Raw genomic sequence first — 25918 nt, 5'->3', positions numbered from 1 at the left:
ATTACACCTTAATCAGCTGATCGTGTTGTATAACATGGTTAAGGAAGGTCTGTGTTTCCTGAGTCATTCTGTCTGTTGTTAAACCGGTTTTTCTCAGTAGTACCCATAAGGATATGGATTCATTATTGCGTTTGGTGAGAAGCAATTCACGTGATAAACGTCGAATTTGATAGCAGCTGGTGTCTTCTTGGTAAGTGTTTAGAAATTTGGTGATCAATGGCAAGCTCGCGAGATTTTTTTCAATGGTTGACGGGCTTGACAACTGTTTGATCCACCAGGTTCTTGTTCTTCGAGGAGAGTCAAGGTTTTCCAGCAATTGTTGGTGTAAGCGAAGTAATGTTTTGACGCCTTCCCAATCACGTTGTTTCCAATTGACTTTTTTTCCAGATGGAATAAATGGCATCTGTTTCTGAGCATTGGTTTCTACTAGCCATTTTTTATCATTACGGTATAACCAAGCATACAGGGCTGTATTTTGTCGTCTTGCATTCACAATAGAGGTTTGTGCTAAAGCAGTTAACCATAAATGACGTTGGGTATGGATAACTGTGGGTTGTAACTTTTCGCCTACGGTGTTGTCACAGAAGCTTGTTGGCGTATGTGAATATGCTTTCACCGCTTTGAGAATCTCTTGAAAAGTCCAAGACTTCCCAGCGTAAAATGCTTCAATCACGATTAAATGTTCTAAGTAAGAAAAACTACGTCGATGTTTTCTAAACATGTGATGAAGCCAGCTATTTTCCGTACACAGATCACTTAGTCCATGCTGTATTAGAAATGACATCGGCCAACGTTGCATAATCTTTTGGTAAATGAGTTCATGTACTATGTGATGTTTGCCTTTGACCATATGATGTTTTAAGGCAAGGTCTTTATAAAAAAGTGTCCATTGCGCTAAGTTAGCAGACGGGGTGTTTGTAAGTGAACAAAGTTCAATGGCTTTTTGTGCAATCAAAATTTCATCTAGGGAGGCGGGTTCTTGGGCATGTGTTGGACAGTTCTCTAAACAAGCGGCTTTGAATTCATGCTTATGGACGGGTCTATATTGCACGCTACTATTGAGGAGTTTCCCATGTTGAGGACAGCAACTAACACCTGGAATTTGCCACAGTCTAGACCAATACCATTCGCCATAGCTTTGTAATTGTTCTTCGAAACATCGAGGACAGTAGCGTAAGTATTCCGGAATATGAACTTTTGATGCATTGAGTCCTACAGCTAAGTGCAAAGCACCATGCGATGCTCCTTGCATGAAATGTAAGCAGTTTTGGCGTCTTTCTTCGGGAATAAAGCAAGCATATATTGGGAATAGTGTGTGTTTATCAATAAGATGATTTAAATCATAAAGTCTTTGGGGTAGCCAGTGCAAAATTTTTTCAAGATGACATGGCAGATCTACCGTTGCAGAAACTTTACGATTTTGAAACACTTCATCAAGGAGTTGTTTCGGGCTACTGAGGGCCAAACGTATTCCAGCACGTGCTACAGTACTGTAGATCAACTCATCAGGATAAGGCGTGGGAAAATTAAACATGTTGATGACTCTCCCTGAGCCATTGCTCAATATCAATTACATACCCTGTGTGATCTTTCAGGTGTTGATAAAATGAAAGAAGAGGGTCTTTTTGACTGTATTGAAAACGTAAGTCAGCATTATCTAACTGATGCCATGCTGCAGCTTTGATGGTAGGTTTTCGAGGGGATTTGAGCGCTTTTTTCTGATCATTTTCCATGACTTTTTCGAGGTCATTTTCATCTTTGAGCCATTGCATAATCACAGGCAACAAAGTTTGCATGTCTGTATTTGGATAAGACTGAAATGCTCTTTTAATCATGTTTGGGAGTAGATCTGATTGATACCCCAATTCAACCAATAGTCGATGCAGACGAATCGCTTGTGAGTTTCCATCATAGATATCGACATCATCTTTCTCGCCATGTTCTTGTCTAATCTTTTCCTGCAAGTACAGTAATTTTTTGTCGACTTCGGGGATACTTAAGTCTGAGTACTGTGCAATTCTTTGAGGATCCCCACTGCGTAATGCCTCAATCATGGCATGGATTGGGATCATATCTTGCATGTAGGTGGTTTCTAGCAGTCTGATCGTAATACATTCTACCCCAGTCTCGATCGCTCTGATCTGAGCCAATACAAACAGTTTCACCACCACATCTGGTATACCTTGTGATAGTTTATACCAACATTCCCGTATATCTTCAGATAGAGAAAGATCTGCTTTAGTCAGCCATTGATATTTCCAAAGTGTATCTGTAAACCCCACCCATTCAGACTTGATCACTTGCTGAGTGTGAGGAGAAACACTATTTTTTTCATTTTTGATCGGCTCCCATAATACTGCCCCAAATCCAATTGCTCTTCGAGCTGATCTGAAATCAGCATCAAATATAGGGCGTGCTTTTGGTGTACCGACCATTACAACAGGTAAGCTGATGATATTGACGAGGGTGACGAAAAAATTAAGCATCTTTTTCTCTCCCCCAGATTTATTAACGCTCAAATGTTGAATTTCATCGATAATTAATAAGCCAATCGCGTGAAGATTGGCAATTTGGCTCATTAGATGCATCAGCGTTTCAACACCATGCCTTTTTAAAGCATATTTTCTTTCATAATCTGAGCCAATTGCAGAATCCACAGCTCTGAAAAAATGTAAGCATAAACTTTTTAATGATCCATCGTGTGGACAGTCAATTTTAAGATAGACAATTTGGGTGAAGTTATATTTTTCGTGAAAAATGACCTGAGGATATGTTGCTAGAATTCGATTTAATGTGGTGGTTTTTCCACTCCCTGAGCAGCCAATAAAAGACATACTCTTGGCAGTCGATTGTGCTGTTTTAAATCGAAACGCATGGATATCCCCTGTCATCATTCGTTCGTAACCATTTTGCAGGTGAGTAGCTAATTCACCTTTTTCAAGATTACGTGCGACATATCCATCACGAATCATAATGCCAAGCTTTTGCTCAAGTGAATAGTGTCTTGAAATAGGCAGAAAAAAACTATTCATGAGCTGAGAAATCAGATGACTTCTAACCACTCCGGGTTCATGTTTCTCAAGCGGACTAATATCTACTGTACATTTCAAGGCTGTTTTAATATCGTTGAAATTACGTATTGGCGGCAATGCTTCTATAAGTGGATTGCCTCTATATTGACCAAAGCTCGGTTGATAAATGGCGTTGACTTTCATTTTTTTTCCTCACTTTAATCATCATCGAATAATTGATCAAAAAATGCAGGTCGATCGTATTGATCCTGGTTATCTGTGTGTGCTTTTTCTTTTGAAAAAGAAACGATATTGCTTGGTCGTTCTTGATTTGATTTACAGGTAGGCACTGATTCTTTGAGCACTTCTCTTTCTTGGTCGCGTGCCTTTATACGATTCTCTTTAATGGTTGAAAGGCGATCAGCATTGCTTCGGGTCGATTGTCGTGTCGATTCAAGGGCTTTTTGAATGATTTCTTCATTTGAACGTTCTAATTCAGCACGGGCAATTTGTAATGAGGTATGGTAATTTGCCTGGCTAGCCTTTTGCTCCTTCTTAACTTTCCAAACTTCCCAAAAACTACAGCCTATAAATTCTCTTGAACGTTGTGCTAATTGTGCTTCCCAATACTCAGAGTTAGGCTGCGAAAAAAACACATATATTTTTTCAGCATTAGCCGGATCATAGGCTATGGTTAATTTTTGTGGGCGCTGTATTGATGTAGAGCGATGCATCCAACCATTTTCTAAGATTTCTTTACAAATATAGTAAACACCAAAAACTTTAAGGCCTAAATGCGACAGTGTAGCTTCAGTCCGTGGGAGGAGAGCAATGTAGATCGCACGTTCAGAAGCTGTTCTTAATTTACCAGTCCTATTTTGGATCCCCCAATTCCACAGATGTAATGGAATATTTGGAAGATCTGTCGGCATATCGATATCACGATCATAAGATCTGATTTCATGCGTCTGATTATGCATTAACACAGAATTAAGTATAATCTTGGTAAACTCATGTATAGTCAGAGTAGCATCTAGCCGATAATCTTTACCCCCACGTTTCTTTTCTTTAATAGGTTGTACAACACCTGGTGCATAGGGTTTAAAGTCAGCCTGTATGGTACGAAAATATCGCTCGATAATCCCTTTAAGATCACCTCGATATGCAGGGGCATTTTCAATTCGGATAGCAAAACTTTTTTCTAGGTGTTCAATTTGATGACCGAGTAGTTCACCACGATCTGCTAAAATGGCTTCAGGTAAACCGATGCAAGGCCAATCCTCAGAACGTATTTCACGGCCAAAACTTTGACAATATTTGACTTTGTCACACATGGCAACACGTAGAACTTGCATGCTCGTAACATATGATGGATTTTCGAGACCAACATACATACCGGTCACCATACGACTAAATTCATCTATCATAAAATAGACAGTTGGCCGACCAATAATGCATGAGCGATCAGAGTCAGAAATGAGATATATATCTGCAATTGTTGCGTCAATTTGATATCGAGAACCTGGCCCTGAAACTTGTGAATTTGTTGTAGACAATAAAGGTCTGTTATCTTTCAAATATTGAATTTGAGGAGAACGCTTTTTAAGCCTAAAAGTGCGGCTAAAATCTCTTTCATAAAAATATTTAAATTGCCAAAAAGAAGGATACTCAGTCTTTGGTATATCAGGGTATTCCTCCTGATACAGTATCAGAAATTTACGGTAAGCGTATTTAATGGAAATTTTTTTGTCATTGAGTAAGTATTGATTGATAACTTTCTTAAATAATTTTTCCACGCTTTTATCAATTAATGCACCTGTACCAACAGAAATAACACGTGGTCGACCTAATTTTTTTTCAGTGACGGTTTTTTTTATCCCTTTTCCACCAGAATTATAATATTGAGGAATAAGCGCATTAGGTGTCATACCACGTTGCCAATAGCATCGTAATAGACGATAAATCGTTTGTTTAGTCGCGATTTTTTGTTGTACAACTTGTTCAATTAGATAAGCTCGTTCTTTAGGATCATAAAAGCGTTCATGCTCAATAATTCTTTTAATTATGGCAAAGTTATGATCACGTTTTATCTGGTAAATAGATCCTGTATCTACAGAGAGTAAACAGAGATCTGAAAATGGGTCATGTGCTAGTTGGGCTTGACCAGAGATAACGTGTTGTTCAAGTTCAGAAATTGGGATAAGTTCAGGCAAGGCTTTATTAGACTGTATATCCATCCACACTAAATACTGAGGGTATATTTTTAGAATCCGAAATAAAACATGATCTAATTGATAAACATTATTCACCTGAAACATTGCGAAGTTTCTCCAAATGTTGAATGTTTCCGATCTCAATGTCACGACCACAAATCTTTCTATAGCCTTTAGTGATATCGAAAAGAAAATAGCGCTGAGCAAGCAATTCCCTAATTTCTAGAAGAGAGGCACCTGCTTCCATTGAGTAGTGAGTATCAAGATATTTTGATAGCTCTATCAGTGTAAGTTCAGGTTTTTGAAGAAAATAATTTTGGTAGAAATCCATTTTTGAGAAGGTGTAGATATCATTATTTACTTTATTCAAGGGATATAGCCATTTAATATTATCTATAGCTGTAGATGAAATATCTTTTTCTGTAAAGAGAAACCAAGGTATGTTTTTTTGCTCCCAATAACGTCTCTCGAGTTCTAATTGAGCAATGGTCCTTTTTTGATCTAGGTGTATCGACTTAAGCGCTTTTACAACAAAGCAAGGGGGCTTTAGAGGAGAGTGATTGACGATAAAAAATGTTGAGGTAAGGATTTGATGGACATTTTTTTCAATAGGGTGTGGAATTTTTAGATCTTCAGCAATTTGAACAGTAGTTTCAAGATCGAGTGGGATTTGCTCCCGTATATCTTCAATATCCTGAATTCTATCTAGTGCTAAAAATAGTGCTAATTCTAAGTCAGAAAATAAATGGTGAGTCCTTTGGGTCTTATAACCATATACACGACTCGATCTTTCAGTCAGCGACTTATTATCTCTGACATTCAAAAAAGGCTTGTATGTGTCTAATTGCCCCTGACCACGTCCTTCTTGCAGCCAACGTAATTGTTGTTGTCTTGAAACCATCCTAGAACTCATCTCTTTTTTTTTAGAAACTATCATTTGATTTAATTTTAATCAATATGGTTTCCTACTTTATTTCTAAAATATTAATTTTTTTTACTCTGTATGAATGATTATTTCTTCTTATGTATTGAGTGTTATTGATCTAAAATTTATTTAATTTTTTAAAATCAATAACATATATAATTTTTTAGATAGATATTTACTTACAAATAATAGACCTCTTGCGAAAGTTGTTATTGCAAGTTTATTCGGTTTATCAGTGGAGTAATTAAGTTAATGCGTAAACCGAATCTTTTCCGTCTATTTCGATAGCGTTCACTTAATATTCTAAATGTTTTCAATTGACTATTGATGTGTTCGATCACAACTCATATTTTTCCAATCAATTTATTGTACTTTTTCTCAACACTAAATAAGGGGAAATTCTTCTTTTTCTTTATGGGCATCAATAATTTAAAGCCATGTTGCTCTAATCCGTAGTACCCTAAATCGGTCATAACATATTCACAATGTTTAAATTTCTTAACCGTTTTTCTTGCCAGTGTAATGTCATGCTGACTGCCATTCGATATATCTAGCCCTATGATTTGTTTACTCTTCGGATGATAGATCACTTGAGCTTTTAGCGTATGTTTCTTCTTTTTACCACTATAGAACTTACTCTGATTTTTTTTCAGGCGTTCGATTGAACATTCTGTCGCATCAATAATGACCCAGTTAAAGTGTTCTTCTGCTGTGGTTATGCTTCGTTTTGGCAGGGTAAAACGTCTTGATTTCATCAATGCATTTTCAACTTTTTTAATCGTCCGATTCACATTACTTTCAGCAATATGGTAATTTGCCGCTAATTCCAGTTGAGTGCTGTAGTTACGTAAGTAATTGGTGAGTTAATAACAACTGGTCCTCTATATCTAAAGTATGAGGTCGACCTGATTTCTTTTTGAGTGATTCTGCTTTTTCTAAAACCTCTACCACCTCAGTAAAAACTTGTCGAGGTACGCCAACCAAGCGTTTGAATTCAGAATCTGAAAAACGGTTTAATTTCTGATATCTCATGAAATTTATATGGAAGTGATTTTTACTTTCGCAAGAGGTCTAATCTATTCATATTTTTAACATAGAAGTTAGTTGTGTATGGCTTTGTTACACAAAGCTCATATAGGAGGCTTATTGAGTAATATAATCTCAAAATGAATAAGCCTATTCCTAAAATTTTTCGCACAACCAATTAGTCTTCCTATCATGGATCCTTGGTTAGCCCAGACAATCTTTCCATTCGGTTTCATACTTAGAATCGGTGGTATGATCAGCCAAAAGGAAAATAAAGTAAGAATCAAATCTACTCTGATACAATTATTCAATGATCAAAGCTCTATTTTAAGTCTCTTTAAGTAGCGGGGGAGGTTTGGTTCAAAGTCTGATTAAACTTTGCGGATGAGATGCGACATCCCTAGAGTACACAATGCTGTGTAGAAGAAAAAAGCATATTGCGATGAGCGATCAAAAAAAATCATGATAATCTCACCTTAAAAGTTGAACTTTCTTTAGCTCAGTTTAAATTTAAAATATTACTTCTATGAAAAATATTCTTCGGGATTTAAGCTTAAATTTATCCAGCTGCATTTATTTGGATATGGTAAGGCATTAAAGAAAAACAGTCAGACATCTAGGAGCTTCTCTAGTGAGAGTAGTGAGATGTATGCACATGTAGTAGTACTCAATAGATTTATAGTATTAATCTGTCCTCATACCTAAGCTGCATCTTAAAGTTGAATAATTAAGGGTAGCTCTGCCCTATGAATCTTTGGATAACAAAGCTAGTCCGTATAAAAAGTTATCTCTTCGGATAAAGTTTTGAGGGAATTTTGATAAGAATTGACAGAGCTGAGTGTTTTATATTGTAAGGTAATATAGTTTCATACTATACAATTTATAAATAACTGATTTTAATTAATAAATTTTTAGTATTAATTAAAGAAAGTTTCATACTACTAATAACAAAATAATTTTTGATTCATTTAAAAATAAAAAAAGTTCCATACTTATTTCTTAATATATTGAAAAATATTTAAATATATTTTAATTATAGAAAAAGTATGGAACTTTATTTTAGAGTAAAGAAATTTATTACATAGTATTAAACATTTTTACTCTATTACACAAGCGCCCTTTTTAATACCCTTAAATTATTCCACCGTCACAGACTTCGCCAAGTTACGTGGCTGATCGACATCTGTTCCACGCAGCACTGCAACATGGTATGAGAGCAGTTGTACTGGAATGCTATACACAATTGGTGCCAAAATTTCATTCACACTTGGCACATAAACCACGTGTTGACGATCTTTCGCTTTGATCCCGCTATTTTCATCAGCGAAAACAAATAACTCACCACCACGTGCTTGCACTTCTTCCATATTCGATTTGAGTTTATCCAACATGTCATCTTGTGGAGCAAGAATCACTACAGGCATATCATTATCAACCAGTGCCAATGGACCATGTTTTAATTCACCAGCCGCGTAGCCTTCTGCGTGGATATATGAAATCTCTTTAAGTTTCAAAGCACCTTCAAGTGCGATAGGGAACTCAGTTCCACGACCCAAGAATAGGCAGTGATTTTTTTCAACAAATAATTCTGATAGACGTAGAATCTCAGCATTATTTTGTAAAGTATCTAAAATCACTTTTGGTGTATGCCAAAGCGCTGCAATAATTTCAGAGACACGGTCAGTTGAAATGCTTTGCTTAATTTGACCAATTTTCAATACCAATAGCATCAATGCCGCAAGCTGTGTGGTAAATGCTTTAGTCGAAGCAACACCAATTTCAGGGCCTGCGAGCGTCAACAAACTGTAGTTGGTTTCACGTACCATTGACGAAGTTGCGACGTTGCAAATGGTCATGGTGGTGATATTCAAGCTTTTCGCTGCTGCACGCTTTTGCGTATCACGCAGTGCAGCTAAAGTATCGGCTGTTTCACCTGATTGAGAAATACAAACATACAGTGTGTTATTCACAATCACAGGCGAGCGATAACGGAATTCACTGGCAATTTCGACTTGGCAAGGCACGTCAATCAGTTGTTCAAACCAATATTTGGCAATCATGCCGGCATGGTAGCTGGTACCACAAGCGATGATTTGCACTTGTTGAATTTGGCTGAAATCTTGAGCTGCATTGGCAAGGAAATCATCACGAAGCGCATTACCATTTAAGGCTTGAGAAATCGTTTGTTTAATCGCTTCAGGCTGCTCATAAATTTCTTTGAGCATATAGTGTTTATATTCACCTTTTGAAGCATTGCTGACAGTCGCATCAAGCTCTTTGACTGGACGATTCACCAATTTACCATCGACGAATACTTCAATGGTATTACGTGTCAAACGTGCAATATCACCTTCTTCAAGGTAGATAAAACGGTTGGTAATCGGTAAAAGTGCCAATTGATCCGAGCTAATAAAGTTCTCACCAATACCGACACCAATCACGAGAGGTGAACCTTCACGTACCGTGATTAATTCATCAGGATGATCAGTATGTACGATACCCAGTGCATAAGCACCTTTGAGCTGAGGCACGACACTTTTAACCGCTTCTAAAAGACTCGGAGTGGTTTTTAAAGCGTCATTGACTAAATGGGCGACAACTTCTGTATCGGTTTGTGAGGTAAAAACATAACCAAGCGCTTCAAGATCATCTTTAAGTTCTTGATAGTTTTCAATAATGCCGTTATGAACAACAGCAACATTACCTGAAATATGCGGATGAGCATTATTTTCAGTCGGTTTACCATGGGTTGCCCAGCGCGTATGTGCAATTCCGACCGAACCTGCGATATCTGCTTCTTCAACGGCTTGTTCAAGATTTGCAACTTTACCTACGCGACGTTCACGTAGAACATGGCCTTTATTAATCAGCGCTAAACCCGCAGAGTCATAGCCACGATATTCAAGACGCTTTAAGCCTTCAATTAAAATATTGGTAATACTACGTTCTGCAACGCCACCGACAATACCGCACATAATTTAATCCTCTTATTTCTTCAATTTTTGGGGACGTTGATAGTTTTCTTTGGCAAATTGCTTCGAACGTTCTACCGCTAGGCTATTGTCTGCCACGTCACGTGTAATGGTTGAGCCAGCACCCACTGTTGCACCATGACCAATAGTGACAGGAGCGACTAATGAGCTATTTGAGCCGATGAAGGCTGAGTCACCGATAATGGTTTTAAATTTGTTTGCGCCATCATAGTTGCAGGTAATGGTGCCTGCGCCAATGTTTGAACCTGCACCGACTTCTGCATCACCTAAATAGGTAAAGTGGTTGGCTTTTGAGCCTAACCCGACAGTGGTATTTTTAACTTCAACAAAGTTACCAATATGTACTTCTGCAGCTAATTTTGCGCCAGGGCGTAAACGTGCAAATGGACCGATTTGAGCGTCTTCACCAACAATGGCACTGTCAAAAACGCTATATGGTTGAACTTTAGTGCCTGCCGCAATCTTGGTGTTTTTAATCACACAACCTGCACCAATTTCAACGTTATCACCGAGTTCAACATCACCTTCAATAATTACGTTGATGTCGATACGGACATCTTGACCGACAGTCAGTGTGCCACGTAAGTCGAAACGGGCAGGATCAATCAGGTGAACGCCTTGTTGCATCAGTTGTTTTGCTTGGAAACTTTGAAATTCACGCTCTAATGCAGCCAATTGTACGCGGTCATTGACACCTTCCACTTCGAAAGCGCGTTCTGGTTCAACAGATGCAACTTCGAGACCGTCAGCAATTGCCATGGCAACGATATCGGTCAGGTAATATTCACCTTGCGCATTGTTGTTACTTAATTGGGGCAACCATTCGTGCAATTTAGCATTACTTACGGCATAAATACCGGTATTAAATTCTTTGATTTTACGTTGTTCTTCAGAGGCATCTTTGTGTTCAACAATGGCTTGAATTTTGCCATTTTCACGTACAATACGACCATAACCTGTCGCATCATTAACCGTTAGGGTTACTAAGCCAATACCTGTTTGAGCAGATGCATCTAATAGTTTTTGTAATGTTGCTTCAGTGATGCAAGGCACATCACCCGAGAGAATCAAAGAAATCCCGGTTTTTGCTAAGACAGGCAGAGTCACTTTGACTGCATGGCCTGTACCCAATTGTTCTGCTTGTTCAACCCATTTGACATTTTCATGTGCAAACGCGTTTTGAACCAATTCACCGCCATGCCCATAGATGGTAATTATTTCTTCTGCATTTAGTTTTTTCGCAGTGTTGATGACATGGCCGAGTAGAGGTTGTCCTGCGAGTGGTTGTAATACTTTGGGTAAACGAGAACGCATACGTGTCCCTTTACCTGCAGCAAGAATAATAACGCTAGTAGACATGTTTAATCCTAGGTGTTTCTATTACATAGACAAAATATAAAAATAAATACAGATGCAAAGCGCGGCCCAAAGACCTGCAATAATGTCGTCGAACATGATGCCAAAGCCACCACCGACTTGACGGTCAATGACACGAATAGGCCACGGTTTCCAGACATCAAATAAACGGAATAAAGCAAAACCAATCAATGCCCAAGTCCAGCTCATTTGCCCAAGATATAAAATTGGGAGGAAGGTAATGGACTGACCGGCAAATTCATCCCATACGATGCGGCCATCATCATGAACACCCATGACTTTGGCGGTTTGACCGCAAATATAGATCCCAATAATCGACATGATGATCATGACTATAATGGAGTTGAAAAAGCCGATTGCAAGCCAACCTGGAATAAACAACAAAGCAAAAGCAGAGCCAAAGGTGCCCGGTGCTTTAGGTGCAAGACCCGAGCCAAATCCCACGCCACAAAAGGCGATGACTCGGTTAAACCAAGACATGGATTTAAAGTTAATGGCTGGCTTATGCAAAATGCTGGTATCCCTTAAATTTTATGACTTGGTCCACACCGTGGTTGTTATAACGGATTCCCAAATTTGGGGTGATTTGACCGATTTTACTAATGTTTACATCTAATTCTAGTTGCAGAATTCTTTGATAATTCTGCGGGCTTATTGTAAAGCATAACTCATAGTCATCACCACCCGCGAGTGCGTACTGCCACTGCTTTTCTTGTTGTAATTGTTTTACATCGTGATCGATAGGAAGTTGATCTAATTCAATTTCTGCACCGACGTGTGAAGCAGCGAGGATATGTCCTAAATCTTGTGCGAGCCCATCAGAGACATCAATCATACTGTTGGCTAAGCCTTTGAGCTGTTGGCCCAATAAGCAACGTGGTGTGGGATAATCTAAACGGCGTTGTAAGCGATGACCTAAATGGTTTAAGCCAAATGCAGCATCACCGACTTGTCCGCTGACGCAGATATAATCACCGACTTGGGCACCTGAACGTGGGACAGCTTGTCCTGATTCTACCCAGCCGAGGGCTGTAACTGAAATCGTCAGATGAGGACTTTGTGTGGTATCACCACCAATTAAACTCACACCAAATTGATCGCAACAATCATATAAACCCTGACTAAAGCCTTTGAGCCATTCATGATCAATTTGGGGTAGGCTTAATGCCAGTAAAATACTATGCGGTTTGGCACCCATTGCAGCAATGTCAGAAAGGTTGACGGCTACAGATTTCCAGCCAATGGCATGTGGGTTGGTGTCGAGAGGAAAATGACGTCCAGCAACGAGAGTATCGGCACAGATGACCAATTGTTGCTGTGGAGGAGGGGTGAGCAAGGCTGAGTCATCACCGACTCCTAAATCGACAGCACTACTGCTGTGACGATTAAAATAGGTATCAATGATAGAGAACTCAGCCATACAACATACTACTTAATAAATTAATTAGCTTGTTGCTTTTCTGCTGCACGCAATGTAGTCGCTAAACGATCCAATACACCATTGATGTACTTATGGCTGTCTGCACCGCCAAAATGTTTAGCTAACTCGATCGCTTCATCGAGTACGACACGGTAAGGAATCTCAAGGTGTTCTTTGAGTTCATACGAGCCTAAACGAAGGGTTGCAAGTTCAACGCCATCTAAGGCTTCAACTTCGCGATCGAGTACAGGGATTAAAAGCGCATCCAATGCTTCATGATTGGCAACAACCTCGGTCAATAACTCGTGGTAATAGCCGAGATCTACCTTGTGCATGGCATTTTCCACACGCGTACGTGCTTCAATCTCATGCACAGGATTGCGGCTCATCTGCCATTCATAAATTCCTTGTACAGCAAAGCGACGTGCTTTACGTTTTGCTGCATAAGTTGCTTGAAGTGTTTGCGACATAGCGTTAAATAGCCTTTAACAAGTTAACCATTTCAATAGCAGTCAAGGCAGCTTCACTACCTTTATTGCCTGCTTTTGTACCTGAGCGTTCAATCGCTTGTTCAATACTATCCGTAGTCAATACACCATTAATTACTGGTAAGCCAGTGTCTAGGCCAACAACGCCTAAACCTTTGGCACATTCGCCAGCAACAAAATCGAAGTGAGGCGTGCTACCACGAATCACTGCGCCAAGCGCGATGATGGCATCGAAACGATCTGAAGCTGCAAGTTTCTTTGCAACCACTGGAAGTTCCCAAGCACCCGGTGCATGAACAATAGTGATATTATCCTCTGATACGCCATGACGTTTCAATGTATCAACGGCACCTTCTAGCAAATGTTCAACAACAAAGCTATTAAAACGACCAACTAAAATCGCATAACGGTCTTCGTTCGCGAGATGTAACATACCTTCAATACGGCGAACTGCCATAGCAACCTCGATTATTTCTCTGATGTTTGATTTGCGGTGATGTATTCCACCACTTCTAAGTTAAAACCTGATAATGCATTAAAGCGTAATGGCGAGCTAAGAAGCTTCATTTTTTCCACGCCTAAATCACGTAAAATTTGTGCGCCGACACCAATGGTTTGATACTGCTGTGACAGTGCTGCATTGGATTTAACATTTTTCGGTGCAGTTAAATTTTCTAAAGCAGGACCTAAGTCCTGTAAATGACGCTGACCAATCCACACTAAAACACCACGATCGCTGGATGCGATTTCTTTGAGTGCTTTATCGAGATTCCACGCCGGAGCGCCATCTTGTTTATTCAGTTTTAGTAAGTCGCGAACTGGATTGAAACCGTGTACGCGTACAGTGGTTACACCTTGTTTTGGTTCGCCTTTCACAAGGGCTAAATGAATGTCTGGATTACCAATTTCACGGTAACGGAACAATTCAAATGTACCGTATTCTGTATCTAAGGTTTGTTGATCAATGCGCTCAACAGTTTGTTCATTGGTCATGCGGTAGTGAATCAGATCTGCAATGGTCCCCATTTTTAAGCCATGCTTTTCAGCAAACACTTCAAGGTCTGGGCGACGCGCCATAGTGCCGTCTTCATTGATGATTTCACAAATCACCGAAGCTGGCTCAAGACCTGCTAAACGCGATAAATCACAACCGGCTTCAGTGTGGCCTGCACGGTGAAGGACGCCACCAGGCTGCGCCATGAGTGGGAAAATATGGCCTGGCTGAACAATATCAGCAGGTTTTGCATGTGCTGCAACAGCTGTTTGAATGGTGTGCGCACGTTCTGCAGGTGAGATGCCTGTTGAAATGCCATTTGCTGCTTCAATAGACAAGGTAAAGTTGGTACCGTGCTGCGCACCATTGGCATCAACCATGAGTGGTAAATTTAACTGTTGGCAACGCTCTTTGCTGAGCGTTAAGCACACAAGACCACGCGCATGCGTAATCATGAAGTTGATATCTTCAGGGCGTACGTGGGTCGCAGCGATAACAAGGTCGCCTTCATTTTCACGATCTTCATCATCCATGAGGATGACCATTTTTCCTGCACGAATATCAGCTACGAGCTCTTCAACAGTATTGAGCGGCATCAATCTTCACCTTTTTGTTTGTCTCGAATGACATTTACTTGCATTGATTGTTGCATAGTCTAACGTTTTTTTGCGTTCTTTGCCTATGCTTATCATTTTCCTTTAATGGCTCATTGTTATACACAGTCGTCGGAACCTTGAAAAGAGGACTTTATTTGAATTGTGCCATTTATGCTGAATCTTTAAACACTTGAAAAGCATAAAAATGGGTAAGCTTATACAGATTTTAAATAATTCAAATGAAAGAGATGAACAGTTTGTCGGAAAACTGTCGGTCTTTAACTCCATGAACTGTCACATAAAAATCAATCACGTTGATGCAGCCACATGGCTCTCTAAATATTGCCGAATCATCATCTTATTGGCGTTTAAAATAGTTTTTTGCAAATGTGGATCATGCATTGCCCGTGCAATTAAAACCGCACCGACCAATTGGGACATCATGGCCCAAGCTTTTTCTTCACTCGCCAAATGTGCGCTAAATAAAGCATGACCGCGCAGTAATTCCTTTTCATAGGCCTGTTTAATCGTGTCATCTGCACGAGCTACTTCGGTCGCAAGTGTCGGCAAAACACAGCCTTGTTCAGGATGTTCAAGGTGGGAAGGGGTTAAGTAACGGTCTAATTCAAAATTAATCCAGTCGGCTGCATTATGATGCAGGTTGCTTTGCCACATGTTAAAGCTTTGTTGCAATTCATATTCAACCAATGCTTTGAGTAAATCCTGTTTTGACGAAAAATGTGAATAGAATGCGCCACTAGTTACACCTGCAGCTTTCATTAAGCTGTCAACACCTGTTGCAGCAAAGCCATTTTTTTTCGCAATTTGCCCCGTAATGTTGAGCAATTCTTGTCGTTTTTGTTGTTTGTATTCGGGTTTATAACGCATGTGCATGACCCTAAAAAATTATGATTGACGATAAATTAATCATAACATAGTATTCGTTATAGTAACGATCGTTATTTAATAATGTGTGGTTTAAAACCGACGCGTAAATAAAATGAGCGTGGAATAAAAATAAAACAGCAATGGAGTGAGACTATGCAACAACTCAATCAGACTTTATCAAAAGTCGCTTTAGTGATTGGTGCAGGTGATGCAACTGGTGGTGAAATAGCCAAACGTTTTGCCCGGGAGGGTTATATTGCTTGTATGACACGACGAAATGCAGACAAATTAAAGCCTTTAATTGCTGAAATTCAAACACAGGGAGGGACTGCTTTTGGCTTTGGTTCTGATGCTCGAAAAGAAGAGCAAGTGATTGAACTCATCGAGCACATTGAATCAAACATTGGCCCGATTGAGGTCATGGTCTTTAATATTGGTGCCAACGTCCCTTGTAGTATTTTGGAAGAAACCGCACGTAAATATTTCAAAATATGGGAGATGGCATGTTTCTCGGCTTTTTTAACGGGTCGGGAAGTGGCAAAACGCATGGTGACACGTGAACGAGGCACGATTATTTTCACAGGAGCAACAGCTGGGACACGTGGTGCGTCAGGATTTGCAGCATTTGCAGGGGCAAAACATGCGCTGCGGGCATTGGCACAAAGTATGGCACGGGAACTAGGTCCACGTAATATTCATGTTGCGCATGTGGTGGTTGATGGTGCAATTGATACCGATTTTATCAAAGATACATTCCCTGATCTTTATGCTAAAAAAGAGCAAGACGGTATTTTAAATCCCGTACATATTGCAGAAAATTATTGGCATCTCTCACAGCAACCACGAGATGCATGGACGCATGAATTAGATCTGCGACCGTGGATGGAACGCTGGTAAGCGCTGATTTAAAAATATTAGGAAAATAAGCAAAAAAGGACGAAAAAAATGAAAGTCATTGAGTTTTATTTTGATGTTGGCAGTCCATATAGCTACATCGGATTTCACCGTATTCAGCACATTGCTGAGCAATATCAGGCAGAGATTATCTGGAAACCGATGTTATTGGGTGGGGTGTTTAAAGCTACTGGCAACAGTAGTCCGATGGCTGTGCCTGCAAAGGCACGCTATTCCATGCGGGATCTTAAGCGCTGGTCAGATCTATGGCAGATTCCCGTGCAAATGAATCCGTATTTTCCGATCAATACTTTGCAGTTGATGCGTTTGATAACCGCAGTCCAATTATTTCAGCCTGAAGTATTTCTCAATGTACTGACGGGTATTTTTAACGCAATGTTTGGTCAGCCACGCAATTTAAATGATCTCAATGAATTAATTCAATTGATGCAGGAGCTTGGATTGGAGGTAGCGCAGGTTAAATCATGGCTTGAAGATGAAAAAGTAAAGTCTGAGCTGAAAGTTATTACCGAAGAAGCCATTGCACGTGGTGTGTTTGGGGCGCCAAGTTGGTTTGTCGATGATGAGTTATATTGGGGTGTTGATCATTTACATTTTGTTGAGGCGGCTTTACAGGCTTCATCACGATCAGCCTAATTGGACGAATACTTGAGTGAATGCTACTGAATATGAGCACCAGTTTTAGGGCGGGAATGCAGAAGTAATTGTAGATGTAAGTAAAATTATAGAATGGATCATGGCTGATTGTCTTACTTACATCTACTTTTACTCAGCTTTCATTTGTATTGAGTCTTATTTTTGGCGTACTAACTTAAAAAACTTAAGCTTTATTCCGTATATAAATAATGCTGACATTTGGTGCAATTTACGGTGCATGAATCGCTTGCATAAATACCTTTACGAAAGAATCGTTTATTGCCGCAAAAGATACAGATAAATTCATCTTTATGATTTTTAGCGCTTGGTAGCTCTTGGTAAACGAGTCTTAATCCATTGTCTTTATAACGATAATTTCGACCATAAATTTGTTTAGCAAGCCAATAGTCCAAACTTGTAAATTTTATGGCAATACAACTGATGATACAAAAAGGAAATAGCCATATAGATTCAAATGCTTTGGAAACAGACGCCCAACCTGAAAATACACTTGTGAAAGTAAAAAACATGACCGCGAAAGCACCAAAGAAGAAAAGATAGAATACTTTGCTTTGGAAAGAGCTTAATTTGTTTAAGTATTTGAGATGATGTTCATAGGTCGAAATATCATCTTGGTTGGGCACAAATGCGGGATAACGTGCTTGCTTAGGTTTGTCTGACACTTGATCACCAAATGAATGACCACAGGCACTACAAAAGTGATGTTGTACTAATGCTTTTTCTCCACAGGAGACACAATATTTCATAGCTATTTAAATATTTTTAATTAATAAAGTTATTTGTTTAGCAAGCATAAGAAAATTTGCAGCCTTTTAAAAGAAATTTTAATGAATTCTTTGAAGAGGCTTCTAACAAAAAAGCGAACCGAAGTTCGCTTTTTATTTCATGTATTGTTCAACGCTGCTTAGAAGAAGCCCATTGGTTTGGTGTCATAGCTCACCAACAAGTTTTTGGTTTGTTGATAATGATCAAGCATCATTTTGTGGTTTTCCCGGCCGATCCCTGATTTTTTGTAGCCACCGAATGCTGCGTGTGCAGGGTAGATATGATAACAGTTGGTCCATACACGACCTGCCTGAATAGCACGACCCGCACGATATGAAGTATGTGCTGAACGCGACCAAACCCCTGCACCTAGACCATAAATCGTGTCATTGGCAATTTTAATGGCATCATCAAAGTCTTTAAAGGTTGCTACTGAAAGCACAGGGCCGAAGATTTCTTCTTGGAAAATCTTCATGTCATTGGTGCCTTTAAAAATCGTTGGCTCAATATAGAAACCTGTACCGACTTCATTTCGTGGGTCACCACCAGTAATCAGCTGAGCACCTTCATTTTTACCTGTCGCAATACAGCCCAAGATTTTATCTTGTTGCTCTTGCGATGCCTGTGCACCAATCATGGTATCGGTATCGAGTGGATGACCGGTCTTAATACGTTTGACACGTTCGACAGCCATTTCCAAGAATCGATCTGCAATGCTTTCTTGTACCAATGCACGTGATGGACATGTGCAAATTTCACCTTGGTTAAGCGCAAACATGGCAAAACCTTCGAGCGATTTATCAAGGAACTCATCGTCTTTGTCCATGATGTCTTCAAAGAAGATATTTGGTGATTTTCCACCAAGTTCTAAAGTCACAGGAATGATATTTTCAGTCGCATATTGCATGATCATTTGACCGACAGCGGTTGAACCTGTGAAGGCGATTTTTGAGATGCGTGGATTGGTCGCCAATGGACGACCGACTTCAACACCATAACCATTCACAATATTCAGCACGCCCGGTGGGAGTAGGTCTTGAATGAGTTCAGCCAAGACCAAGATGCTGACAGGCGTTTGCTCCGCAGGTTTCAACACGATGCAGTTTCCCGCAGCCAATGCTGGAGCAAGTTTCCAAGCCGCCATCAAGATTGGGAAATTCCACGGAATAATTTGACCGACCACACCAAGTGGTTCATGGAAATGGTAAGCAATAGTATTTTCATCAATTTCAGAAATGCCGCCTTCTTGGGCACGGATACAGCCGGCAAAATAACGGAAGTGATCGATACAAAGTGGAATATCAGCGGCTAAGGTTTCACGAATCGGTTTACCGTTGTCCCATGTTTCTGCAACTGCAAGGAGCTCTAGGTTTTCTTCAAGTCGATCGGCAATTTTTAATAAAATATTTGAGCGTGTGGTTGGGGAAGAGGCGTTCCATTGGGCTTTGGCTTTATGCGCTGCATCCAAAGCCAATTCAATATCTTCAGCAGAAGAACGTGGTACTTTGGTAAAAACTTTACCGTCTACAGGGGAGATATTTTCAAAGTATTCACCTTTCACTGGCGCGACCCATTGGCCACCAATCAGGTTTTCATACTGAGCTTTAAACTGAACTTTTGAACCGGGTTGATTAGGATCGACATAACGCATATGAATTTTCCTTTGCTTGTTTATTATGATCTTGTTGGGCTGCCCATCTGTGGCAATCTACAGCTTTGGTATAAGGTACTTTTGTACATTATTTGATTAGCATAGCCTGTATAAGGTTGGAAAAAGGTTGGAGACAAGAAGGTTTACAATATTTTTTTTCAGTCTTAAAAACAAAAGCCGGGAAACGGATTTTTAGTCATGAATTGTTGTGAGAATAATGAATGATGATACAGAAGGATTTATCTGAAAAACGACAGAATGTCGAACGGTTAAGGCAGGGCATGAGTCTGTCAAAGCAGCAAACTTCGCAATTGAATGAGAGCATTGCGAGTTCTTGGCAGCGATCGGCGCAGGCGGAAATTCCGGAAAACCGGAGTGCTGCGCCTTTGGTAAATTTAAGCCCTCAAAGTCAACAACAGTCGGCATTGCATCATGCGTTGCAACATTGTGCTGAAGATTTAAAACACATTGCCGAACAGTCGTCGATGGTACTTGCCGTGGGCGATGTAGGTAGCACGATTATTTGGAGTGCGTCGAGTCGGCAAATGCAAAGTGCTGCGGAAAGCGTGCATTTTATTGCGGGTGGGCAATGGCGCGAAGAATTGGTCGGCACCAACGCATTAGCTTTGTCTTTAAAAACCCAACAGTCGAGTTGTGTGTTTTCAAATGAACATTACATGCCATCAGTACATGAATGGGTCTGCTATGCAGCACCGATTATCGATCCACATACGCAGCAAATTTTGGGCGTGGTTGATTTATCCACCGTGTGGAAAAACCACAATAGTTTAGGGCTACTTGCGGCTGAACGCTGCGCTTCGATTATTCAATCGGCTTTACTCGATTTTCAAAAACAGCATTTGTATATTCGGGCCTTTGCTGTGCCGCAAGTGTTATTTAATGGCAAAGTGATGGTGCTGACCCCGCGGCAAATAGAAATTTTGACCATCTTGGCGCTATGTCCGCAAGGCATGACCTTAGATACTTTGCATCAAGCCTTATATGGTGAACGTAAGGTGAGTGTTGGGACTTTAAAAGCGGAAATGTCGCAGCTACGCGATATTTTGGGTGGCATGTTAGGCTCAAGACCCTATCGCTTATTGGCACAAGTCGAAGCCGACTTTTTACAAGCCGAGCAAGCTTTAGATGCAGGTTATCTCGATTCTGCATTAAAACTGTGTTCAGGGGTTTTCTTGGCCAAAACCGAAAGTCCTTTTTTAGGGGCATGGCGTGATTGTCTTGAGTCACGATTGAGCCAAGCGATTTTTAATGCCAAGGAAACAGATGTTCTGCTCAAGCATGTCGCGCGTTTTCCTGAAGCCATTGATGCGGTTGAACGCCTGATTGAGCTGATGCCGAGATCGCATCCCGTACATCAGACCTTGTTGAAATTAAAACAGTAAGTTGCAATGTCATACAGGCTATTAAAGGCCTTTATTGGCCAGCCATTGAAAGAGCTGGGTATAGACTTGTTCTCGCGCGGTTTTTTCCGAAAGTACTAAATCATGCAAGCCATTGTGAATGCTTTGAATGGTGACATCGCCTTGAATTTTTTTGGCATATTTTTGGATATCTTTTACACCTAAAATCACATCACTGGTCTGCGCTGCTTTACCCCATTTTTTGGGATTTTTAGTTTGATGCGAGTGCATGACTAAGACCGGTACATCTAGGCTGACACCTCGGTGGATCTCCTTTTGAGCCTCATAAATTGTCCGTACAAAACTTAAATACACCATTGGATAGCGGGTCTTTTTCCAGTCTAAATTGAAGTCCCATTCACCCTTGAGTTCACGGTGTAAGCTGGCGGTGTACCATTTATTTAGTTCACTTGGGAATTTTAGATTTGGAAAAGTCTTTGCCAATTTACTGAGCTGTGGAATACCCAGCGCACGCTTAATCGGATTCATATTAAAGTCATAAAATGGACTGTTACACCACAGTGCTTTAATTAGAGAATGATTTGGATGATGGGCCGCATATAAGGTCGTGGTGAGGCCACCTGTGGAATGACCGCAGAGCAGTAAAGCATCGTGCCCTTCAGCGGAGATAATCTCAAGGGCCTGGTCAATTTCAGCATCGTATTCGGAGAGGTTGTGCACATTATAATATTTTTGATGCGGGCGGATGGAGCGGCCATATTTTCTTAAATCCAAGGCATAAAAGTCGAAACCGTGCTGATTAAAGCGTTCCGCCATTTCGGTTTGGAAAAAATAATCGATAAAACCATGGATATAGAGCACCGCTTTGGAGGTAGGAGCCGTGGCTTTTTTGCGAACCAGTGTGGCAACCACAGGGCCTTCATAATCATCCGGGAAGGTCAGCGTGGCTTGTTCATAGCCTGCGCCCAAAATGTCAGGCTGATACTGAATATGTGAATGGCTCATTATTATACTCATCAATATTATTGGACATTATGCTTTATCCTTGATGAGCCATAAGCTTTTGTCAAATGAATAATCGATGCTGTTATGCGGACTAAAAAAGAGTGACCTCAGTATGAAAGCGACCAATCTATAGTCGCTTTCCTGAAATAAAAGGTGAAATGGATTCAGTTGAGCCTACATCACCAGACTCAAAGGATAATGTAGGCACTTGGGTCACTTAAACATGAAGACCTATTGGGCTTAACTTAAACGGCTGCTTTGAAGTCGACCACAGAGGCATTGGCTTTAAGCGCTGCCTTGAAAATATCAACCACTTGAGCATGAGTCGCTTTACGTGGGTTGGTGAGCATACAGGCATCTTTTTGTGCATTTTCAGACATGATGCTGAGGTCTTGTTCTTTCACACCGAGTTCAGAAAGGCTCGATGGAATGCCAATCGAAGCAGACAGTTCACGGATTGCTGCAATCGCTGCATAAGCCGCTTCAGTCACCGTTAAACCGTCGGTTGGCACACCCATGAGCTGCGCGATACGTGCATAGCGGTCAGGGCAGGCGATCAGGTTAAATTCGCAAACGTGTGGTAACAGCACGGCATTACATACGCCATGCGGCAAATTGTAGAAGCCGCCGAGTTGGTGCGCCATCGCGTGGACATAACCTAAAGATGCATTGTTAAATGCCATCCCTGCTAAGTACTGTGCATAGCTCATCGCATCACGCGCTTCTAAGTTTTCGCCATTGGCGACGGCAGGGCTGAGCCATTCACTGATCATGCTGATGGCTTTTTCTGCACAAGCATCGGTAATAGGATTGGCTGCTGTAGAAACATAAGCTTCGACCGCATGCGTTAACGCATCCATACCGGTTGCTGCAGTGAGCGCCGCAGGTTTCGCAATCATCAGCTTCGGGTCATCAATGGCGATAAGAGGGGTACAACGCCAATCGACAATCGCCATTTTTACATGGGTTTCAGTATTGGTAATAATACAGAAACGGGTCATTTCTGATGCCGTACCTGCGGTGGTATTAATCGCAATGAGTGGAGTCATTGGGACTGTACTTTTATCGATGCCTTCATAGTCACGAATATGGCCACCACCCGCAGTCACTAAGCCAATGCCTTTGGCACAGTCATGAGAAGAGCCGCCACCGAGAGAGACAATAAAGTCACAGCCATTGTCATTGTAGGCATCTACACCGCTATGTACGTTGGTGTCAGTTGGGTTGGGTTCTGCGCCCGGGAATATATGACTTTCTACGCCAGCTTCAGTTAAATATGCGGCAATGGTGTCTGCCACACCAAATTTGTATAGACCGGCATCGGTCACGATAAGCGCTTTCTTTGCGCCAAGATTTTGCGCCTTTGCACCAATTTCTTTAGCACAGCCGGGGCCAAAAAGTGAAACACAAGGGATGTAAAAACCGTTTGTTTGATCTGCAATATTTTTAAAAGCCATGGTGCGATTCCTTCTACCATTCATTGTCATTTGTTATGGGTGATACTCACCTAAACTGAGTATTGCGAGGGATGTTTTAAATTCACACCTACCAAAGACCTACCAAATTTAGGGCTTTGTATTGAAATTATTTAATTGTTTGAAATTTAATCATTAATTATTTTTGTTATTTTCTGAGATTCGCTAAAAGTCGTATACGTTTAAGCCAAAATAGGCGTTGCGATGATTGGATGCATGATCGAGTTATCAGATTATAAAATCTAACTAAAACTACTATCAATTTACTAAATGCCCCAAAGCGCTCGAATCAGGATAGGCTATAACAAATAACGAGATAGTCACTTTTGTGCATTTCGCTTTTTGCAGTGCGAAACAAAAGATTAATTAAACGAGTTAAATAATGCCCAGTGAAAATTTGAAAACGAAACGTCCTTTATATATTCCTTATGCCGGAAATACACTTTTAGAACTCCCACTTTTAAATAAAGGTTCTGCGTTTAATGAAGATGAACGTAAGAGCTTTAATTTACACGGTTTGATTCCACACGTAACAGAAAGCATTGAAGAACAAAGTCAGCGTTCTTATCAACAATATTGTGCATTTAATAGTGATATCAATAAGCATATTTACCTGCGTAATATTCAAGACACCAACGAGACGCTGTTCTATCACTTAATTGAAAACCACCTCAGTGAGATGATGCCGATCATCTATACACCAACAGTGGGTGAAGCTTGTCAGCGCTTTTCAGATATTTACCGTCGTCATCGTGGGATCTTTATTTCATATCCTGACCGTGATCATATTGACCAAATTATTCATAACGTGAATAAAAAGAACGTGAAAGTGATCGTTATTACGGATGGTGAACGTATTCTTGGCCTTGGTGACCAAGGCATTGGGGGGATGGGGATTCCAATTGGTAAGTTGTCACTGTACACCGCATGTGGTGGGATCAGTCCAGCTTATACATTGCCGATTACTTTAGATGTCGGAACCAATAACCAACAGCTGTTGAATGACCCAATTTATATGGGATGGAGTCAGCCTCGTATCAGCGGTGAAGAATATTATCAATTTGTCGATGACGTGATTAAAGCCATACAACAACGCTGGCCTAAAGCGCTGATTCAATTTGAAGACTTTGCACAAAAAAATGCGATGCCTTTATTGGAAAAATATCGCGATAAAATTTGCTGCTTTAATGATGATATTCAAGGAACTGCAGCGGTGTCTGTCGGAAGTTTAATTGCGGCATCACGTGCAGCAGGCAAGCAGCTCAAAGATCAAATCGTCACATTCTTAGGGGCAGGTTCAGCAGGTTGCGGGATTGCAGAACAGATCATCAAGCAAATGGTGGCGGAAGGTTTAACCGATGCTCAAGCGCGTGCGCGGGTGTTTATGGTTGATCGCTTTGGTTTAATTACTGAAAATCAGCCGAATCTTTTAGATTTCCAACGCAAACTTGCGCAAGCACCGGATAACGTTGCTCATTGGGCAAATGCAGATTCAGTCATTTCGCTATTGGATGTAGTTACACATGCTAAACCGACTGTATTGATTGGCGTTTCGGGACAACCGGGACTGTTTAGCCAAGAGGTCATCGAAACGATGGCTGCGAATTGTGAACAGCCTATTGTGTTGCCACTGTCTAATCCAACATCGCGTGTCGAAGCGGTGCCTGCAGATATTATCGAGTGGACCAAAGGTAAGGCCCTGATTGCGACTGGCAGTCCATTTGCACCAGTGAATTATCATGGCAAGATTCATCAGATTTCACAGTGTAATAACTCCTATATTTTCCCGGGGATTGGTCTCGGTGTGATTGCATCTGGGGCGAAACGTGTGACTGAAAATATGCTGATGGCATCGAGTACGGCGTTGGCAGACTGTTCACCAAAATTGGCAGATCCAAATGCCGATTTATTGCCAAGTTTGGATTATTTACAGGATATTTCGAAGAAAATCGCATTGAAAGTGGCATTAGCTGCGATTGCTGATGGTGTTGCGCCAAATGTCAGCATTGAAGTACTAGAACAGGCCATTGAAGAGAATTTCTGGAAACCTGAATATCGTGATTATGTCCGTGTGACTTATTAATTTAGTCTAAAGATGCTGATTGAACAGAATCGATTTTGCATCTAATCGAAAAAT

20 protein-coding genes and 1 pseudogene are annotated in these 25918 nt (G+C 40.6%); 4 read left to right on the top strand and 17 right to left on the bottom strand.

Translation table 11 applies throughout. The features are described 5' to 3' along the window. Position 1: 1 nt before the first annotated feature. The 13 genes and pseudogenes from FTU62_RS12280 to FTU62_RS12220 all read right to left on the bottom strand — a co-directional run bounded on the left by FTU62_RS12280 (position 2) and on the right by FTU62_RS12220 (position 15931). The gene (locus FTU62_RS12280) at positions 2 to 1534 is read right to left on the bottom strand and encodes a TnsD family Tn7-like transposition protein (protein WP_180102813.1); all 1533 of its coding nucleotides are present in this window, start codon (positions 1532 to 1534) and stop codon (positions 2 to 4) included. Next, positions 1527 to 3215 carry an AAA family ATPase gene (locus tag FTU62_RS12275; protein ID WP_180102812.1) on the bottom strand — a complete coding sequence of 563 codons (1689 nt, stop codon included), beginning with the start codon at positions 3213 to 3215 and terminating at the stop codon, positions 1527 to 1529. Before FTU62_RS12275 ends, FTU62_RS12280 begins: the two co-directional genes overlap by 8 nt. A 14-nt stretch (positions 3216 to 3229) precedes the next feature. Further along, positions 3230 to 5329 carry a Mu transposase C-terminal domain-containing protein gene (locus tag FTU62_RS12270; RefSeq protein ID WP_180102811.1) on the bottom strand — a complete coding sequence of 700 codons (2100 nt, stop codon included), beginning with the start codon at positions 5327 to 5329 and terminating at the stop codon, positions 3230 to 3232. After that, the gene (locus FTU62_RS12265; RefSeq protein WP_104504133.1) at positions 5313 to 6125 is read right to left on the bottom strand and encodes a TnsA endonuclease C-terminal domain-containing protein; all 813 of its coding nucleotides are present in this window, start codon (positions 6123 to 6125) and stop codon (positions 5313 to 5315) included. The genes FTU62_RS12270 and FTU62_RS12265 overlap by 17 nt, the downstream gene beginning before the upstream one ends. Before the next feature lie 233 nt (positions 6126 to 6358). Further along, a pseudogene (locus tag FTU62_RS12260) lies at positions 6359 to 7181 on the bottom strand (IS5 family transposase). A 1130-nt stretch (positions 7182 to 8311) separates the two neighbouring features. Further along, on the bottom strand, positions 8312 to 10150 hold the full coding sequence (gene glmS, locus FTU62_RS12255; protein WP_180102810.1) for a glutamine--fructose-6-phosphate transaminase (isomerizing): 1839 nt from the start codon (positions 10148 to 10150) through the stop codon (positions 8312 to 8314). 12 nt (positions 10151 to 10162) lie between these two features. Further along, positions 10163 to 11527 (bottom strand): bifunctional UDP-N-acetylglucosamine diphosphorylase/glucosamine-1-phosphate N-acetyltransferase GlmU, encoded by a 1365-nt coding sequence (glmU, locus tag FTU62_RS12250; protein ID WP_180102809.1) that lies wholly within the window; start codon positions 11525 to 11527, stop codon positions 10163 to 10165. Positions 11528 to 11548: 21 nt separating this feature from the next. Then, positions 11549 to 12025 carry a phosphatidylglycerophosphatase A gene (locus FTU62_RS12245; protein WP_078194116.1) on the bottom strand — a complete coding sequence of 159 codons (477 nt, stop codon included), beginning with the start codon at positions 12023 to 12025 and terminating at the stop codon, positions 11549 to 11551. Positions 12026 to 12047: 22 nt separating this feature from the next. Beyond that, complete coding sequence (gene thiL, locus FTU62_RS12240) at positions 12048 to 12965, bottom strand: thiamine-phosphate kinase (protein WP_180102808.1); 918 nt, start codon at positions 12963 to 12965, stop codon at positions 12048 to 12050. 20 nt (positions 12966 to 12985) lie between these two features. After that, complete coding sequence (gene nusB / locus FTU62_RS12235; RefSeq protein WP_180024787.1) at positions 12986 to 13435, bottom strand: transcription antitermination factor NusB; 450 nt, start codon at positions 13433 to 13435, stop codon at positions 12986 to 12988. A gap of 4 nt (positions 13436 to 13439) precedes the next feature. Further along, positions 13440 to 13910, bottom strand: coding sequence for a 6,7-dimethyl-8-ribityllumazine synthase (gene ribE / locus FTU62_RS12230; protein ID WP_111885509.1), 471 nt, complete (start codon positions 13908 to 13910; stop codon positions 13440 to 13442). Between the two features lie 11 nt (positions 13911 to 13921). After that, the gene (gene ribBA / locus FTU62_RS12225; RefSeq protein WP_111885508.1) at positions 13922 to 15043 is read right to left on the bottom strand and encodes a bifunctional 3,4-dihydroxy-2-butanone-4-phosphate synthase/GTP cyclohydrolase II; all 1122 of its coding nucleotides are present in this window, start codon (positions 15041 to 15043) and stop codon (positions 13922 to 13924) included. Between the two features lie 309 nt (positions 15044 to 15352). Then, entirely contained in the window at positions 15353 to 15931 is a 579-nt protein-coding gene (locus FTU62_RS12220) for a TetR/AcrR family transcriptional regulator (protein WP_180102807.1), read from the bottom strand. Positions 15932 to 16084: 153 nt separating this feature from the next. Here FTU62_RS12220 and FTU62_RS12215 point away from each other — a divergent pair, with 153 nt between their 5' ends. Together FTU62_RS12215 and FTU62_RS12210 are read left to right on the top strand one after the other, a co-directional pair. Next, positions 16085 to 16828 (top strand): SDR family oxidoreductase, encoded by a 744-nt coding sequence (locus tag FTU62_RS12215; protein ID WP_180102806.1) that lies wholly within the window; start codon positions 16085 to 16087, stop codon positions 16826 to 16828. Between the two features lie 48 nt (positions 16829 to 16876). After that, positions 16877 to 17482, top strand: a complete 606-nt coding sequence (locus FTU62_RS12210; RefSeq protein ID WP_180102805.1) for a 2-hydroxychromene-2-carboxylate isomerase — start codon at positions 16877 to 16879, stop codon at positions 17480 to 17482. Positions 17483 to 17673: 191 nt separating this feature from the next. Here FTU62_RS12210 and FTU62_RS12205 read toward each other — a convergent pair whose 3' ends face one another. Further along, the gene (locus FTU62_RS12205; RefSeq protein ID WP_180024783.1) at positions 17674 to 18165 is read right to left on the bottom strand and encodes a hypothetical protein; all 492 of its coding nucleotides are present in this window, start codon (positions 18163 to 18165) and stop codon (positions 17674 to 17676) included. 242 nt (positions 18166 to 18407) lie between these two features. Continuing rightward, entirely contained in the window at positions 18408 to 19919 is a 1512-nt protein-coding gene (locus FTU62_RS12200) for an aldehyde dehydrogenase family protein (protein ID WP_078191529.1), read from the bottom strand. Between the two features lie 221 nt (positions 19920 to 20140). Between FTU62_RS12200 and FTU62_RS12195 the strand changes: the two genes are divergently transcribed. Next, complete coding sequence (locus FTU62_RS12195; RefSeq protein WP_078191528.1) at positions 20141 to 21322, top strand: transcriptional regulator; 1182 nt, start codon at positions 20141 to 20143, stop codon at positions 21320 to 21322. Positions 21323 to 21343: 21 nt separating this feature from the next. On the opposite strand, the gene FTU62_RS12190 is transcribed toward FTU62_RS12195, so the two are convergent. Both FTU62_RS12190 and FTU62_RS12185 read right to left on the bottom strand, forming a co-directional pair. Beyond that, positions 21344 to 22306, bottom strand: coding sequence for an alpha/beta hydrolase (locus FTU62_RS12190; RefSeq protein WP_180102804.1), 963 nt, complete (start codon positions 22304 to 22306; stop codon positions 21344 to 21346). A gap of 245 nt (positions 22307 to 22551) precedes the next feature. Next, on the bottom strand, positions 22552 to 23763 hold the full coding sequence (locus FTU62_RS12185) for an iron-containing alcohol dehydrogenase (RefSeq protein WP_180078990.1): 1212 nt from the start codon (positions 23761 to 23763) through the stop codon (positions 22552 to 22554). A gap of 400 nt (positions 23764 to 24163) precedes the next feature. Between FTU62_RS12185 and FTU62_RS12180 the strand changes: the two genes are divergently transcribed. After that, entirely contained in the window at positions 24164 to 25864 is a 1701-nt protein-coding gene (locus FTU62_RS12180) for an NAD-dependent malic enzyme (protein ID WP_078194067.1), read from the top strand. Positions 25865 to 25918 lie beyond the last annotated feature (54 nt).

The organism is Acinetobacter sp. YH12126, assembly GCF_013418745.1.
In the GTDB taxonomy this organism is placed as follows: Bacteria; Pseudomonadota; Gammaproteobacteria; order Pseudomonadales; family Moraxellaceae; genus Acinetobacter; species Acinetobacter amyesii.
The sequence above is the reverse complement of the archived record's forward strand: the minus strand, read 5'-3'. Positions and strand labels throughout refer to the sequence as shown.

What these genes read in the sequence shown, in the direction of transcription:
- FTU62_RS12280 (WP_180102813.1), bottom strand. Translation starts at nt 1,534, where the DNA reads ATGTTTAATTTTCCCACGCCTTATCCTGATGAGTTGATCTACAGTACT.
- FTU62_RS12275 (WP_180102812.1), bottom strand. Translation starts at nt 3,215, where the DNA reads ATGAAAGTCAACGCCATTTATCAACCGAGCTTTGGTCAATATAGAGGC.
- FTU62_RS12270 (WP_180102811.1), bottom strand. Translation starts at nt 5,329, where the DNA reads ATGTTTCAGGTGAATAATGTTTATCAATTAGATCATGTTTTATTTCGG.
- FTU62_RS12265 (WP_104504133.1), bottom strand. Translation starts at nt 6,125, where the DNA reads ATGGTTTCAAGACAACAACAATTACGTTGGCTGCAAGAAGGACGTGGT.
- glmS (WP_180102810.1), bottom strand. Translation starts at nt 10,150, where the DNA reads ATGTGCGGTATTGTCGGTGGCGTTGCAGAACGTAGTATTACCAATATT.
- glmU (WP_180102809.1), bottom strand. Translation starts at nt 11,527, where the DNA reads ATGTCTACTAGCGTTATTATTCTTGCTGCAGGTAAAGGGACACGTATG.
- FTU62_RS12245 (WP_078194116.1), bottom strand. Translation starts at nt 12,025, where the DNA reads ATGTCTTGGTTTAACCGAGTCATCGCCTTTTGTGGCGTGGGATTTGGC.
- thiL (WP_180102808.1), bottom strand. Translation starts at nt 12,965, where the DNA reads ATGGCTGAGTTCTCTATCATTGATACCTATTTTAATCGTCACAGCAGT.
- nusB (WP_180024787.1), bottom strand. Translation starts at nt 13,435, where the DNA reads ATGTCGCAAACACTTCAAGCAACTTATGCAGCAAAACGTAAAGCACGT.
- ribE (WP_111885509.1), bottom strand. Translation starts at nt 13,910, where the DNA reads ATGGCAGTTCGCCGTATTGAAGGTATGTTACATCTCGCGAACGAAGAC.
- ribBA (WP_111885508.1), bottom strand. Translation starts at nt 15,043, where the DNA reads ATGCCGCTCAATACTGTTGAAGAGCTCGTAGCTGATATTCGTGCAGGA.
- FTU62_RS12220 (WP_180102807.1), bottom strand. Translation starts at nt 15,931, where the DNA reads ATGCGTTATAAACCCGAATACAAACAACAAAAACGACAAGAATTGCTC.
- FTU62_RS12215 (WP_180102806.1), top strand. Translation starts at nt 16,085, where the DNA reads ATGCAACAACTCAATCAGACTTTATCAAAAGTCGCTTTAGTGATTGGT.
- FTU62_RS12210 (WP_180102805.1), top strand. Translation starts at nt 16,877, where the DNA reads ATGAAAGTCATTGAGTTTTATTTTGATGTTGGCAGTCCATATAGCTAC.
- FTU62_RS12200 (WP_078191529.1), bottom strand. Translation starts at nt 19,919, where the DNA reads ATGCGTTATGTCGATCCTAATCAACCCGGTTCAAAAGTTCAGTTTAAA.
- FTU62_RS12195 (WP_078191528.1), top strand. Translation starts at nt 20,141, where the DNA reads ATGATGATACAGAAGGATTTATCTGAAAAACGACAGAATGTCGAACGG.
- FTU62_RS12190 (WP_180102804.1), bottom strand. Translation starts at nt 22,306, where the DNA reads ATGAGCCATTCACATATTCAGTATCAGCCTGACATTTTGGGCGCAGGC.
- FTU62_RS12185 (WP_180078990.1), bottom strand. Translation starts at nt 23,763, where the DNA reads ATGGCTTTTAAAAATATTGCAGATCAAACAAACGGTTTTTACATCCCT.
- FTU62_RS12180 (WP_078194067.1), top strand. Translation starts at nt 24,164, where the DNA reads ATGCCCAGTGAAAATTTGAAAACGAAACGTCCTTTATATATTCCTTAT.